Source organism: Bernardetia sp. ABR2-2B (genome assembly GCF_037126435.1).
Classification (GTDB): domain Bacteria; phylum Bacteroidota; class Bacteroidia; order Cytophagales; family Bernardetiaceae; genus Bernardetia.
The window spans coordinates 1,839,065-1,853,426 of record NZ_CP147020.1 but is presented as its reverse complement, the minus strand read 5'-3'; the positions used below and the strand labels follow the sequence as shown (position 1 = coordinate 1,853,426).

At 32.0% G+C, this 14,362-nt stretch carries 10 protein-coding genes; 9 read left to right on the top strand and 1 reads right to left on the bottom strand.

What is annotated here, in order from left to right:
- The first annotated feature begins 21 nt into the window (after nucleotides 1-21).
- The 6 genes from WAF17_RS07720 to WAF17_RS07695 all read left to right on the top strand — a co-directional run bounded on the left by WAF17_RS07720 (nucleotide 22) and on the right by WAF17_RS07695 (nucleotide 11,794).
- Complete coding sequence (locus tag WAF17_RS07720; protein ID WP_338768400.1) at nucleotides 22-3,747, top strand: VIT domain-containing protein; 3,726 nt, start codon at nucleotides 22-24, stop codon at nucleotides 3,745-3,747.
- Nucleotides 3,748-3,867: 120 nt separating this feature from the next.
- Complete coding sequence (locus WAF17_RS07715; RefSeq protein WP_338768397.1) at nucleotides 3,868-5,583, top strand: PHP domain-containing protein; 1,716 nt, start codon at nucleotides 3,868-3,870, stop codon at nucleotides 5,581-5,583.
- A gap of 179 nt (nucleotides 5,584-5,762) precedes the next feature.
- Nucleotides 5,763-6,452 (top strand): DNA alkylation repair protein, encoded by a 690-nt coding sequence (locus tag WAF17_RS07710; RefSeq protein WP_338768395.1) that lies wholly within the window; start codon nucleotides 5,763-5,765, stop codon nucleotides 6,450-6,452.
- Nucleotides 6,453-6,583: 131 nt separating this feature from the next.
- On the top strand, nucleotides 6,584-9,859 hold the full coding sequence (locus WAF17_RS07705) for a hypothetical protein (protein ID WP_338768393.1): 3,276 nt from the start codon (nucleotides 6,584-6,586) through the stop codon (nucleotides 9,857-9,859).
- A 46-nt stretch (nucleotides 9,860-9,905) separates the two neighbouring features.
- On the top strand, nucleotides 9,906-10,460 hold the full coding sequence (locus WAF17_RS07700) for a hypothetical protein (protein WP_338768390.1): 555 nt from the start codon (nucleotides 9,906-9,908) through the stop codon (nucleotides 10,458-10,460).
- A 32-nt stretch (nucleotides 10,461-10,492) separates the two neighbouring features.
- Nucleotides 10,493-11,794, top strand: coding sequence for a CapA family protein (locus WAF17_RS07695; RefSeq protein WP_338768387.1), 1,302 nt, complete (start codon nucleotides 10,493-10,495; stop codon nucleotides 11,792-11,794).
- A gap of 92 nt (nucleotides 11,795-11,886) precedes the next feature.
- On the opposite strand, the gene WAF17_RS07690 is transcribed toward WAF17_RS07695, so the two are convergent.
- Nucleotides 11,887-12,033 carry a hypothetical protein gene (locus tag WAF17_RS07690; RefSeq protein WP_338768384.1) on the bottom strand — a complete coding sequence of 49 codons (147 nt, stop codon included), beginning with the start codon at nucleotides 12,031-12,033 and terminating at the stop codon, nucleotides 11,887-11,889.
- Nucleotides 12,034-12,293: 260 nt separating this feature from the next.
- On the opposite strand from WAF17_RS07690, the gene cobT reads away from it, so the two are divergent.
- From cobT to WAF17_RS07675, 3 genes are all read left to right on the top strand, one after another.
- Entirely contained in the window at nucleotides 12,294-13,343 is a 1,050-nt protein-coding gene (cobT, locus tag WAF17_RS07685) for a nicotinate-nucleotide--dimethylbenzimidazole phosphoribosyltransferase (protein WP_338768381.1), read from the top strand.
- A gap of 209 nt (nucleotides 13,344-13,552) precedes the next feature.
- On the top strand, nucleotides 13,553-13,984 hold the full coding sequence (locus WAF17_RS07680) for a DUF2141 domain-containing protein (protein WP_338768378.1): 432 nt from the start codon (nucleotides 13,553-13,555) through the stop codon (nucleotides 13,982-13,984).
- 37 nt (nucleotides 13,985-14,021) lie between these two features.
- Nucleotides 14,022-14,351: an iron-sulfur cluster assembly accessory protein gene (locus WAF17_RS07675; RefSeq protein ID WP_338768375.1), complete on the top strand. Its 330-nt coding sequence runs from the start codon at nucleotides 14,022-14,024 to the stop codon at nucleotides 14,349-14,351.
- Nucleotides 14,352-14,362: the final 11 nt, after the last annotated feature.

Sequence of the window (14,362 nt, the reverse complement as noted above, 5' to 3'; positions counted from 1 at the left end):
AATCAAAACAACTTATCTACGATGAAACATAATCTACACAAGCCACTTTTCTCTGTATTTTTTTATCTTACTTTTTTCATTTCAGTTTTTGCCCAAAAGACAGATGATTTAGGAAAATTATCTATTCTACAAATCAAAAATGATAGCGCATTTATTGAATTAGAAAGCGTTGATATTGAAGTAGAAATACTAGGAAACAGAGCCACAACAGTAACAAAACTCACTTTTTATAATCCGAATGACAGAGTTTTGGAAGGAGAACTTAACTTTCCACTTGCAGATAAACAGCGTGTTTTTAGGTTTGCAATGGATTTAAATGGAAAGCTTAGAGAAGGTGTAGTAGTAGAAAAAGAACTTGGAAGAAGAGCATTTGAAGGAGTTATTAGAAAAGAAATTGACCCAGCTTTATTAGAAATGACAGTTGGAAATAATTATAAGGCTAGAGTGTATCCCATTCCTGCTAAGGGAAGAAAAATAATCTTGATAGGCTATGAAGAAGAACTCCAAGATAGCAAAGCTCCTTTGTACCAACTAAACTTGAAATACGGAAAAGTGAAGAATTTTGACCTAAATGTAAAAGTCATTAATCAAGAAGAAAAGCCTAAGGTCAAGCAAAACGAGCTTTCTAATTTCAAGTTCAAAAAGTGGGAAACATCTTATATTGCTAAATCTAATAAGAAAAATTTTGAAGCCACAGGTATTTTTAGTTTTGAGATTCCGACACAAATAAATGAAAAAGTTTTCAGAGAGAAAAGCAATTCTAAAGATACAGAAAGCGATTATTTTTATATAAATCTAATTCCAAATGTTATTCAGAAAGACAAAATCTTGCCTTCTTCTATTGCTGTTTTGTGGGATGTTTCGCATTCTAGTAAGGAGAGAAAAACAGAAAAAGAAATAGCTCTTCTTGAAAGTTATTTAGAAAGAATAAATCAAAAAAAGTCAGATAATTCTTTAAATCTAAAACTAATTTTGTTCAATAATAGAATAGTCAGTCAGAATGATTTTTTGATAGATGAATCTAATTTTGAAAATCAAATCATCAAAATTAAAAGGCAATTAGAAAGTATAGTTTATGATGGAGGGACAGATTTAAAAGCCATTGATTTTCCTTCTTTAGAGCAAAATGAAATCCTTCTTTTTTCGGACGGAATTTCAAACCTTTCTTATTCAGATGATGCTTTTCCTCTTAAAAAAGACAATCTACAAACTATTTATACTATCGTTTCTAGTGGAACAAATGATGCTCCTTTTCTAAATTCTTTAGCTCAAAAAACAGGAGGGAATTATATCAATCTTTCTTATGAAACACAAAAAGAAGCCGTAGAAGCACTTTTATCTCAAAATTATCAGTTTTTGGGCGCAAAATACAAAAACAGAATCCTAAGCGAAGTCTATCCAATTACGCCCCAAACTCTACAAAAAAACAAATCTTTCTCACTGGCAGGAAAAATAAGTGCAGATAAAGATGCAGAAATAGAAATTCAGTTTGGAATAGGAAAACAAGTTTTAGAAACTAGAAAAATAACAATTCCTAAAAATTACAATTCAACCTCTATTCAGCGTATTTGGGCAAATAAAAAAGTGGATGAGTTTTCTCTAAACACAAGACAAAATAAAACCAAAATCGTAGAAGTAGCTAAAAATTATAGCTTGATTACTCCCTATACTTCACTTATCGTTTTGGATAGAATAGAAGATTATGTCAAATATGAAATTTCGCCACCTGCCGAACTAAAAGAAGAGTATGAAAAACTATTAGCTCAAAAAACTCAAAAAATTGCAAGTACAGAAACGGAAATCATAAAAATAGCTCTTGCAGACTATGAAGAAAAAATAGAATGGTGGACAGAAAACAAAAAAGATTCATTACCTGAGCAGCCTAAGAAAACAAATCAAACTACCACAACAACAACACAAACAACTGATGAAAATAATACAAATTCTACAACAGAAACAATAACTGAAAATTTAGAAGAAACTCAGCAAGAAATTGAAGAGGTTGAAGAAGAAGAAAATAACTCTGGTGAAGAAACTGAAAATCAAACTACTCAAAATCAGAGTGTTTCAGTTAATCAAAGTGAGGTTTTAGGCTATGAGCGCAATAAGACTATAACAGGAGTAATATCTAGTATAGAAGGAACTTTACCTGGTGCAACTGTACAAATAAAAGGAACAACGATAAGAACACAAACGGATATTGATGGCAATTATTCTATTGTTTGTAGTGAAAAGGATATTCTTGTTTTTAGATTTGTTGGTTTTAGTAAAAGAGAAGCACTCGTAGGTAATCAATCTATTGTTGATGTAATAATGACAGAAAGTTCGGAGCTTTTGGAGTCCGTTGTGGTTACTGGTATGGCAATTGAGGAAAAAAGCCAGAGTTTGGGTTATGCTGTACAAACAATTCAATCAGAGCAACTTGTACAATCCATTCAAGGAAATGCAGCAGGTGTGCAAATAAATGGAAACGCAGGTTCTTCTTCAAATGTAGTAATTAGAGGAAACTCTTCTGTTAATCTAAATGCTGAACCATTGTATGTAGTAGATGGAATTCCAATGGAAAAGAGTGATTATAGTCAGATTAATCCAGAGCAAGTAAAATCTGTCAGTATGTTGAAAAATGAAAATGCGACGGCTCTGTATGGAAGCAAAGGAGCAAATGGTGTTATCATAGTCATTACAAAAAAAGCTGCTGAAAAAGGCTATGTTTTACCTGATTCTACTCAAAAAGCACTACAAATTCAACAGAAAGAAACTACAAAATTAGTAGTAAAAGAATGGAGTGCAGATGAACCCTATATGGATTCTATCAAAAATGCTACTAAGGAAAATCGTTTTGAAACCTATCTTTCCCTCAAAGAAAGTTATTCTTCTACGCCTTCTTTTTTTCTTAGTGTGGGAAGTTACTTTATTCAGAATGGAGAAGAAGAAGTAGGAGTTCAGATTCTTTCTAATATTGTAGAACTAGAGTTAGAAAATTATGAGCTTTTGAAAATGCTAGGCTATAAATATAGTGAACTTGGAAAAATGGAAACGGCTATTTTTCTTTTTGAGAAAGTAAAAGAACTCCGTCCAAACGAGCCACATTCGTATAGAGATTTGGCTTTAACGCATCAAAAAAATGGTAATTATCAAAAAGCATTAGATTTATTTTATGAAGTTTTGATAATGGATTTTGATAAAGAAGACGAAAACTGGGATACCTTAGAAGACCTTTTTCCTTATTTCAAATCTACAGTCCTTACAGAGTTTAATAATCTGATTGCATTACATAAAGACAAGTTAGATTTATCTAAAGTCAATAAAAAAATAGAGAAAGAACTAAGCGAAGAGCAAAAAAATAATTTATTCAAAAATACACCTGTCGATATACGAGTAGTTTTGGATTGGAATACGCTTGAAACAGATATTGATTTATGGATTATCGAACCGACAGGAGAAAAAACATACTACTCTAATAACCTTTCTCAAAACGGAGGACGACTGACTGAAGACTTGACAGATGGGTATGGTTCAGAAGAATATATTTTGAAGGAAGCTATCAAAGGAGAGTACATTATAAAAGTAGATTTTTATGATGACAGAACCCAAAAAATAGCAGGAGCATCTACACTTAAAGCAACTATTTATTTCAACTATGGTTCTAAAAACCAAACACAAAAAGAAATTATCTTTCAATTGGAATCTGGAATGGAAGAAAATGATGATGAGATAGAAATAGGTAGATTTGAATGGAAAAAGTAGGTTTCAAAGTTTTCTGAAAAACCCTAAGGGTCTTCGAAGTCCCTTAGGGTTTAGATTATAGTTTTTAGTACCTTTGTAAACAAAGACAAACCGAAATTCTATTTTACTCTTTTCTATAAAATGACTAATAAACAACTCGCTCAAGCCTTTAAACTAACAGGTTCTTTACTAGAACTTCATAATGAAAATCCTTTTAAAGTTCGTTCTTATACAGGAACAGCTACACGATTAGAAAACCTAAATGAAGTAGCTGCCGAATTATCTCAAAAACAGCTTGTAGAACTGGGTTTTAGTCAGAATATGAGTGATAAAATACTTTCTTTGTTAGAAAATGGAAGTTTTAAAGAATTAGACGAACTGACAGCACAAACGCCAACAGGAGTTTTCGAAATGCTCAATATAAAAGGAATGGGCGCAAAAAAAGTTCGTGTTATTTGGACAGAATTAGAGATTGAAACGGTAAAGGATTTATACAAAGCTGCCAAAGATGGCTCATTAGAAAAAACAAAGGGTTTTGGTAAAAAGACAGCCGAAAATATCGCTAATCAAATAGAGTTTTTAGAGCAGCAAGAAGGAAAACAGCGCATCAATATTGCTTTTAAGTATTCTGATTATATTCTTCAAAGTTTAGAAAAACAAGATTTTATAGAAAAAATAAGTGCAGCAGGACAAGTAGCAAGGCACGAACCTGTTATTGATACAATTTCTTTTGTCAGTATTTTGAAAGAAGCAAACGCAAGCAAAGAGTTATTTCAGTTTTTGAATAACTTAGATGGAATTAGTTTTGATGGAAAAAATAGTTCCCCCTTTCTTTGGAAAGGAAATTTTGATGAAATTGACTTAAATTTAGAAATTCATATTACAGAAAAAGAAAGTTTTTATGGAAAACTGTTGAGAGAAACGGCTGCAATTTCTCATCTTGAGTATTCACAAAAAAATGGTTTGAACGAAGAAGTTTCATTACTAGAATATTCGTATCAAAAAGCAGATTCAGAAGAAGATATTTATAAAAAAATAGGTACAAGCTATATTCCTGCACCATTGAGAAATGGAAATAAAAATAATAATAGCGAATGGAAGTGGGCAAAAGAAAATAATCAAAGCGACCTTTTAGAATTAGAAGATTTAAAAGGAACAATTCATAATCACTCAACATACAGCGACGGACAAAATAGCGTCGAACAAATGGCTTTGGCTGCACAAAAGTTAGGACATTCTTATTTAGTAATTTCTGACCATTCTCAATCTGCTTTTTATGCAAACGGACTTAATAAAGAAAGAGTAGAACAGCAATGGCAAGAAATAGAAGAACTCAATAAAAAATTAGCTCCTTTTCGTATTTTTAAAGGAATAGAATCTGATATTTTGAATGATGGAAGTTTAGATTATGATGAAAATACACTCAAAGGTTTCGAAGTGGTAATTGCTTCTGTGCATTCAGTTTTGGGAATGAGTGAAAAAAAAGCAACAGAAAGGCTACTGAAAGCCATTCAAAATCCATACACAAAAATATTAGGACACCCAACAGGAAGGTTACTTTTGAGAAGAGAAGGCTATCCAATAGACCACAAAAAAATCATTGATGCGTGTGCAGAATATAATGTAGCCATAGAAATAAATGCAAATCCTCATCGCTTAGATTTGGATTGGAAATGGATTGATTATGCTATGCAGAAAAATGTTTGGCTCTGTATTAGTCCAGATGCACATTCTACTGAAGGTTTAAAAGACACCAACTGGGGCGTAAAAGTAGCACAAAAAGGAGGGCTTTTGAAGAAAAAAACATTAAATACGCTTTCTGTTGAGGAATTTGAGAGTTGGATAAAAGCAAAATAAGAGAATGAATTAGCGAGTGATTTTGTATGATTACTATGATAATTACAGGAGAATACAGAAATAAAATTAAATCATATATGAATTTAAAAAAAGTATTTATCTTCATTTAATCATAAAAATCATATAACCGATAGCTCGGCGAAGCCAAATCACTCGCCAATAAGTTACAGTATTTCAAAATGCAAACCTACCTAAAAACCCTACAATCAGAATTTAAAAGTAATTCAAATCCAAAAATTGCAGCAGAGCAGAAAGCCTACATGCGAAATCAGTTTGAGTATTTTGGAATCAAAACACCTCAAAGAAGAGAATTACAAAAGCCTTTTTTGAGTAAAGATTTCTTGCCAAAAAAACCAGAAGCATTTCAAATTATAAAAACCTTATGGCAAAAACCAGAGCGAGATTATCAGCTTTTTGCACAAGAATTAGCCTTTAAATATAAAAAAGAACTAGAGAAAGAAGATATTCAGCTTTTTGAGTTTATGATTTTGAATAAATCGTGGTGGGATACAATAGATTTTATTGCTCCAAAACTTGTTAATCAATACTTTAAATTATTTCCAAAAGAAAGAGATTTTTATATCGAAAAATGGCTAGAATCTGAAAATATGTGGTTGCAGCGTTCGGCTATTTTATTCCAACTCAAAGACAAAGAAAATATAGATACGTATTTGCTTACTTCTACAATTACGTTTCTCATTTCATCAAAAACAGCTTCAAAAGAATTTTTTATAAATAAAGCGATTGGTTGGATTTTGAGAGAATACAGCCGAACAAATCCAAATTGGGTAATTGATTTTGTAGAAAAAAATGAAACAGAATTAAGTAATTTGAGTAAAAGAGAAGCTCTTCGATTGATAAAGAATTAAATTGACTAAATTTGTAAGACAATTTTAAAAATAATATTCGTTATTTGTATTTAAAGTAGCCGACAGTTTCCAACTGTCGTAATAATATACCTGAATTCTCTGACAGTTTGGAAACTGTCAGCTACATTATTATGAAAAACCTAATTTTTTGGAGAAAATGGTCTTTAAGTGAGCGTATTTTGTGTACGCTTTCTATTTTTGTGCTTTTTGCTGCTTTGGGAGCTTATTTGTATGCGTTTGTGTTGGGAGAAAAAGCTGTCTTCGAATGGACTTCCAATGGCGAACTTACTACTGTTCCTCTTCAAATTGATAGTTTCCAACATGTCTTTTTTCCCTTTATTGCAGAAGTAGATGGTTATTTGCTCAACAAAACTTTTTCAACTTCCTTTCTACAGCTAAACTACTCTGCTGCTAATCTTTTTGCTCTTAGCATTGCCTTTGCATGGGTTTTGATTCTGACTGCTTCTACTTATTTGCGTGTCCATTGGTACGGAATTGTGCTTTTTGTTTTTGCGATATTTTTGAGCTATTGTTCTATTGATGGACTCGCTGGTATTCAAGGTCTTATGGAGTGGCAGAATGAGAAAAAATGGTTTATTATCGTTCTTTTAAGTTTTGGTGTGGTTACTTTTTTATTCCAATTTTTTGCAAAAGGTTCTTTGCTTGTTCGCTTTTTAGTTATTTCGGCTGTGGCTATTGGTATGAGCTTTTTAGTAGATTCAGAGCTTAACACCCTCAATAATCCTGTATTCTTCTTAGCTAATAATGGTATTGTAGTTCCTATTGTTCTTACGTTTTTATTTGTTATTTTTAATGGACACGAAATTCCTAGAGCATTGTATTGGCTTGTTTCTCGTGGTGCAGATGGCTCAAATAGCACTCTAACACACTTTGCAATTGTTAGTGGAATATTTTTTCTACACATGGTTTATTCTTATCTTTTCAGTATTCACGGCATTACTTGGGAGATTATCTATATTCCTCCTTTTGTGATTTTTGTCATTATGACTGTGTTAGGAATTTGGGGTTTTGTAGGAAGAGAAGCGCATTATAAAAAGTTTTTTGAAGCTCGTCCTGTGGGTCTGCTTTTATATATTGGTTGGGCATTGATTGCCTGTTCTACGATTATGTATGCTATTTCTACCAATAATGACCCACTTATTGATATTTTTTCTGACATCATTATTTATTCAAATATTGGTTTTGCTGTTGCTTTCTTCATTTATATTTTCATCAATTTTAGTGAATTACTAGAAAAAAGTCTTCAAGCCTACCCTCTTTTATGGCAACCTCTTAAAGTAAATTGGAGCTATACTGCTATCGTAGCAGGAATTATCATCACTATTTTTGCCTATCGTCATAACTTTATTCATTACAATCAAGCACAATCAGGTTATCTTACTGGAATCGGTGATGTGTTTTTATCAGAAGCTGATGCTTTAAATCAAGTAGGAGTAGATGAAAATGCCACAGGGAATGGAATTACAAGCAATTTGACATTGGAAGAGACAAAAGAGAAAGATAAAAAAGTAGAAGAAACCTATCAACTTGCCAAAATCAATTATCAATCAGCAATTTATAAAGTTTATACAAATCATAAAGCCTATTGGGGAATGGCAGGAATTGCACTGCGTCAATATCGTTGGCAGGAAGCGTATTCTTTTCTCAAAATTGCATCCGAACGTACGGCATCGCCTTATACTTACACAGCCGTTTCGGATTTGATGAATCGTACAAATAATGAAGATCAATCCTATTATACACTTTTGAAAGGTTCGGCAGAGTTTCCGAATAATCCACAACTAAAAAATAATCTAATCTTTAGTTCGATAGAGCGTTTTGGAATAAAAAATAATGATTCTGTGGCTAGAGAACTAGAAAAAGTGAAAAAATATGCAGATTCAGAAGAAGCAAAAACAGCCTTAGATGCAAACTGGTGGACACTCAATGCGCTAACGGATAATTATACAGCTTTAGATTCTTTAGAACTTCGCATCAAGACACAAGAAAATACAGGTGCGCTTTCGAATAAAATGTTGTATCAAAAACGCTTTTTTGATTTAGATAAAAGAGCAACAAAATTAAATTCAAATACAGAAATCAATTTTAATGAGGATTTAGTTAAAGACTCTGTTTGGACAACCGAAGACTTGCTTTATGTCTATCACTACGGACTTCTAAATCAAAGAGTAGCAGATGAAAAAACGAATCAAAAAATAGATAGTACGATTGTAGAACTTATCAAAAATAGAGAGCAAGTTTTGGCTAATCAAGAACATATTCCTTTTATGCTTTTGGTAAAGGCTGTCAATCAGTACAAATTAGGCGATGTTTATAATGCTTTTATTACTTTAAAATATTTAGATAAAGCTTATGGAAATTCGTCTTCGCAGTATAAACACTTGTTAGGACTTTGGTTTTTGGAACACAAGCAATACGATGAAGCTGCTTTGTATTTTAATAAAGCCTATTTGATGAATAGAGGGTTGAATAATTTGTATGAAGCTATTACTCACTCTGAACAAGCACTATATCAAGAGGACAAAACAGATGCGCTCCAAATGTGGAGAGGTTGGGACACTCTTGCTTCGCATCCTTTTCAAGCAACAGCAAATGAAATGTATTTGATTTTACAGCAAGATGCAGGACAGAAAATAAATTTTGATTCTTTAGATGAAGATGCCAAAAGGCGTTATTTTCATTATCAAATTCCGTATTTGGTAGGAGAAGAAGGAACAAAAGAGTTTGCTCAAAAAATGCAAACAATGACAAATCAAAATCTAAAACTGGAAGTAGTTTTGGATAAAATAGAATTTGACTTAAAAAATAATGATTTACAAAGTGCGCTACTTTGGCGAAACTCTGCTACACAATTAAGTGCAGAAGAATTAGATTTTCAAACTCTTCAACGTTTTCAGCTTATTGATTTGGAGTTGCTTTGGAAGGATAATAAATTACTTTCGGCTGCTTCTATTTTGGATAATCTACAACCTGTTCGTGCTTACGAAAAGTCTAAAAAACAATTCTACACAGCTCTTTCTGCAGAACAGCTAGGAGATACAACTCGTTCTAAAATTGCAATGCAAAAAGCAATCGCAGGACTTCCTTTTGATTTTGAAATTTTGCAAGAAGCTATTGCTTATTATAAGCGAAATAATTTGAAAGACAAAGCTTATGATGTTGCTTATCAAGTTATAGAAACCTTTCCTTATTCGGCTAGAGCAAATGAAATATATGCTCTAGAATCTTTAGATGCTGGTTTGGATAATTATGCCGAACGCTCAAAGGAATTTTTAAGGTTGAATATGCCAGTCTATTATGAAGAAGAATTTCTGCCAAAATACGATACGCTCAAAAAGCAAAAAGAAAGAGCTTTTGAAGAGTGGATGAATGGGGGAGAGATTTAATTAAGATTTTCCTCGTTTACAGTTATATTAAAAAACTAAAAAAACAATGAAGTATATCTATTTATACATTTTAGCAATCGGAATTTTATCAATTTTTTCCTCTTGCTCTCCATCACAGGATAGTTCTTTAAGTATAAAAGACATGGATAAAGTAAGAGAATCTTATACAGATTGTTTAATAAAATTTGATTCTAAAGTAGCACTGTATAAATCAGGATTCGATTCTTGGACAGAAAAAGATGTAGTATGTAACTTAATATATATATCTTCTGACTCCTCTATACTTAAATGTTTACAATCAGAAGAGAAGATAGCTCTCTTAATTGTTAAATACGTATCTTATGAAACTAACACAAATTTTCTTATAGAAATGAAAGGTAATAATAGTTATACGTTTAATGCTACAGACGAAGAATTTGAGCAAAATCAGCTAAAAAGACTTGACCCAGTAAAAAATAATTTAACCAGTTCTTATGCAGGCTTTAGTCTTGGAGGAAGTTTCACAATGAATGATGTTACGTTTAGAGCTCAATTAGATACTACTTACTATTATAGGAAAAATGGTTATTTAGTGATTTATACTATTACTGAAATATCCTAATTTAATTTTTCTTTAAAACCAAACAAAAACCAATGAAAAATATCTATCTATACCTTGTATTATTTCTAATTCTATCAAATTTTTCATCGTGTTCTCCTGTGGGAGAAGCTTCTGCAAATACAGAAGATAGTGAAAGAGTAAAAGATTCTTTGAAGGTAATCGCTAACTTTCAGCCTATTAAAGACTTTACAGAAAAGCCTGATACAAATAAGGTTACGTTTGCTTTTACAGGAGATTTGATGTGTCATGGTTCGCAGTATAAAGCTGTTTTTGAGGGAAATGACACCTATAATTTTATTCCTGTTTTTGAAGGTGTAAAACCATTTTTATCTGCTGCTGATGTAATGGTTGGAAACTTAGAAACTGTTTTGGCAGGAAAAGGAAAAAACTATAAATCTTATCCACAATTCAATACGCCAAATGCTTATGCCGATGCGCTCAAAGATGCAGGTTTTGATATTATCGTAACGGTAAATAATCATACCTACGACCAAGGAAAAGCAGGTGTTTTGCGTACTTTAGATGAGCTAGACAAACGAAATTTTGATGCTGTTTTAGGTTCATATCGTACACAAGAAGCACAAGATGAAATAAAAGTATTTGAGAAAAATGAGATTAAATATAGTATTTTGGCTTATACACAGTTTTCGAATATTACGCTTCGTAGTGCTGAAAGTCATCTTTTTCAGCTTATCGATACGGCAAAAGTAGGACAAGATATTCAGAAAGCAAGAAAACAAGGTGCTGAAATCGTTCTGATTCATTACCATTGGGGAGCAGAATATAAACCCGAACCAAACTCTTATCAAAAAATGATTACTGAAAAAACGATAGAGCTTGGCGCAGACGTAATTATTGGAGGACATCCACACGTTCTGCAACCCTTGAAAAAATATAAATCAAAAGGAAACGCAACCTTAGATAGTGGAATTGTAGCTTATTCAATGGGCAATTTCTATTCTGGACAACGAAAACGCTTTCGTCATAATGGAGCTATTGTTTGGCTAGAGATGGAAAAAGTAACTGAGAAAGACCCAAAAACGAAGGAAGAAATATCAAAAATTGTCTTGAAAAACGTAGCTCATCTGCCTACTTGGGTCTATTATGGAAAGGCCGGTAATCCTTCAAAAAATGAATATCGTATCTATCCTGCTCAAAACGATTCTATTCCTTTTTCTCCGTTCTTGTCTTTAGATACACTTGATTTTATTTCGAAAAGTGGCAGAGTTTATCTCAATCAGAGCAGAAAAGATAGTGATAATGCCCTAAGAATGTATAATGTAGATAGCAAACATTTATTTTTAGATAAAGATGGAAAGCCTGTTTTGAAATAGTCTGCTCTTTTTTCAAGAACAAAAAAATAATACCCATAACTAACTATTAATTATGGGTATTCTATAAAACTTTTAAAGCAACTAACTACAATTTATTTATACTGATTGTTATAATGTGCACGTTTTTGTTTAGCTGCTTTTGGCTTGACATAACACGCAGAACGCTGACAAGAAGTACCTAAACCAGCAAAAGCTACAAAAGTGAAAGCAATAAAAACACGAAGAAAGATAGAACGCATAATGAAATAAATAGTGAAAGTAAATAAACGAAATTTATAAGTAGAGTCTAATACAACAATGAATAAACGCTGTCTTATTAATACTCTATTTGTAAGGAAAAGGTTGTGATTTAATAAAGAATACAAATTGTATTCTAGGACAAAACAATGAAAAATATTTTGGTTATACAACTCTTTTATATCTGTTATTATTGTCAATCAAATAAAGTATTGTATTTTTGAGAACTAAAAAACTTATTATCTACTAAATATTTTCTTTCATGTCCTTGTCTTTCACTATTTCTGCTCCTTCTTTGGGTTTTCGCCCAGAGTTACAACGAAAAATTAATCAAAAAACTAAGCCTATTGGCTCTTTAGGAAGGTTAGAAGGTATTGCTCTTCAAATAGGACTTATCCAACAGACACTCTCTCCCAGTCTAATCAAACCTCATATTGTTGTTTTTGCTGCTGACCACGGAATTGCAGAAAGTGGTGTCAGTCAATACCCACAGGAAGTAACACATCAAATGGTAAAGAATTTCTTAGAAGGAGGGGCAGCAATCAATACTTTTTGTGGGCAGAATAGCATCGAACTTGTAGTAACAGACGCAGGAGTAAAAGGAAACTTTGATAAAAAACAAGATAATTTTTTAGATTTAAAAATAGCACATGGTACAAATAACTTTTTAGAAAAACCTGCTATGAATGAAAAAGAATGTTGGAAGTGTATTGAGCAGGGAAGCACAGTTGTAAAAGAAATTGCTAAAAAAGGAACAAATATTATTGGCTTTGGAGAAATGGGAATTGGAAATACTTCTTCGGCTTCTCTTATTTTGCATCATCTTACAGGACTAAAACTTGTTGAATGTGTAGGAAGTGGAACAGGTCTAAATGAAAGAGGAATAGATAAAAAACTAACTATTTTGAAACAAGCTGATCGAAAATATCCAAAAAACATGAAACCTTTCGAAGTATTGACTACTTTTGGTGGTTTCGAAATTGCTCATATGGTAGGTGGGATGCTTGAAGCTGCACAACAAAAAATGATTGTTTTGGTAGATGGTTTTATTGCAACTGCTGCTGCCATGATGGCACATGCACTTTATCCACAAAGTAAAGAATATATGATTTTCTCTCATCAGTCTGGCGAGTACGGACATGCTCATATGTTAGAGCATTTGAGAGTGATGCCACTTCTTTTATTAGGAATGCGTTTGGGAGAAGGAACAGGTTGTGCAATTGCTTACCCTCTTTTAGAGTCGGCTGTTAATTTTTTAAATAATATGTCTTCCTTTGCAGCAGCTGGAGTTTCAGAAACAAAGAAAAATTAAATAGAATCAAACAAGAGGAAAATTATATTTTTCCAACAATTTTGATGAAAGTTTGGTATAATAATAGAGCAATTATAGAAAGTAAATAATACAAAACTCTAGCCTTTGTTGGTGTTTTAGCGTAGCGACACCAACAAATACACATATAAAATCTATTCTTAAACATTTTCATAGAAAGTAAATAATACAAAACTTATATCAATTCAATTATGAAAAAAATATTTCTTGCAGTTTTTCTTATCGCTACTTTTATGGTTTCATCAACAGCAGTTGCACAGCATACACTCACAGTAGAAGTAACAAATATAAAAAGTAATAAAGGAACAATCATGATAGCTCTTTTTAAAGGAGAAGCTGGTTTTCCAAAAGATGATTCTAAGGCTATCAAAAAAATGAAAGTAGCTATCAAAGATAACAAAGCAACAATTAACTTTACAGCATTAGAAGCTGGAGATTATGCTTTTGCACTATTCCACGATGAAAATGGAAATAATGAAATGGATAGCAATATGTTCGGAATTCCAAAAGAAGGATATGGATTCTCTACTAATTTCAAACCAAAAGTAAGCGCACCAGACTTTGATGAAGCTGACTTCAAAATAGAAGGGGACACAGTCCAAAAAGTCAAGATTATTAACTAATCAAGTATATTATTTTTATAAAAAGACTATTTAATTAATGATTCCTGTTACAATTTCTGATAAAGCATTTTCTCATATTCAAACTATCTTGGAGACCAAAAGTATTCCTAAAGAATACGGATTACGTTTGATTGTACAGGGTGGAAATGGATGTAGTGGAGTAAACTTTCGTCTAGGTTTTGATAAGAAAAAAGAGGAAGATGAATCTTATTTTTTAGAAAATCCTGTGGCTACTGATTCTACTAAAGACAATCTAGAAGTTATTTATCAAAAGAAAGATATGTTATTTCTGATAGGTTTAGAAATTGATTTTGAAGAAAGAAATACAGAACAAGGATTTGTCTTTCAACCGAAAGCCTTAAAATAAAAATAAAAAAT

Excerpts from the sequence above, each read along its gene's own strand:
- WAF17_RS07720 (WP_338768400.1), top strand. The coding sequence starts at position 22 with ATGAAACATAATCTACACAAGCCACTTTTCTCTGTATTTTTTTATCTT.
- WAF17_RS07715 (WP_338768397.1), top strand. The coding sequence starts at position 3,868 with ATGACTAATAAACAACTCGCTCAAGCCTTTAAACTAACAGGTTCTTTA.
- WAF17_RS07710 (WP_338768395.1), top strand. The coding sequence starts at position 5,763 with ATGCAAACCTACCTAAAAACCCTACAATCAGAATTTAAAAGTAATTCA.
- WAF17_RS07705 (WP_338768393.1), top strand. The coding sequence starts at position 6,584 with ATGAAAAACCTAATTTTTTGGAGAAAATGGTCTTTAAGTGAGCGTATT.
- WAF17_RS07700 (WP_338768390.1), top strand. The coding sequence starts at position 9,906 with ATGAAGTATATCTATTTATACATTTTAGCAATCGGAATTTTATCAATT.
- WAF17_RS07695 (WP_338768387.1), top strand. The coding sequence starts at position 10,493 with ATGAAAAATATCTATCTATACCTTGTATTATTTCTAATTCTATCAAAT.
- WAF17_RS07690 (WP_338768384.1), bottom strand. The coding sequence starts at position 12,033 with ATGCGTTCTATCTTTCTTCGTGTTTTTATTGCTTTCACTTTTGTAGCT.
- cobT (WP_338768381.1), top strand. The coding sequence starts at position 12,294 with ATGTCCTTGTCTTTCACTATTTCTGCTCCTTCTTTGGGTTTTCGCCCA.
- WAF17_RS07680 (WP_338768378.1), top strand. The coding sequence starts at position 13,553 with ATGAAAAAAATATTTCTTGCAGTTTTTCTTATCGCTACTTTTATGGTT.
- WAF17_RS07675 (WP_338768375.1), top strand. The coding sequence starts at position 14,022 with ATGATTCCTGTTACAATTTCTGATAAAGCATTTTCTCATATTCAAACT.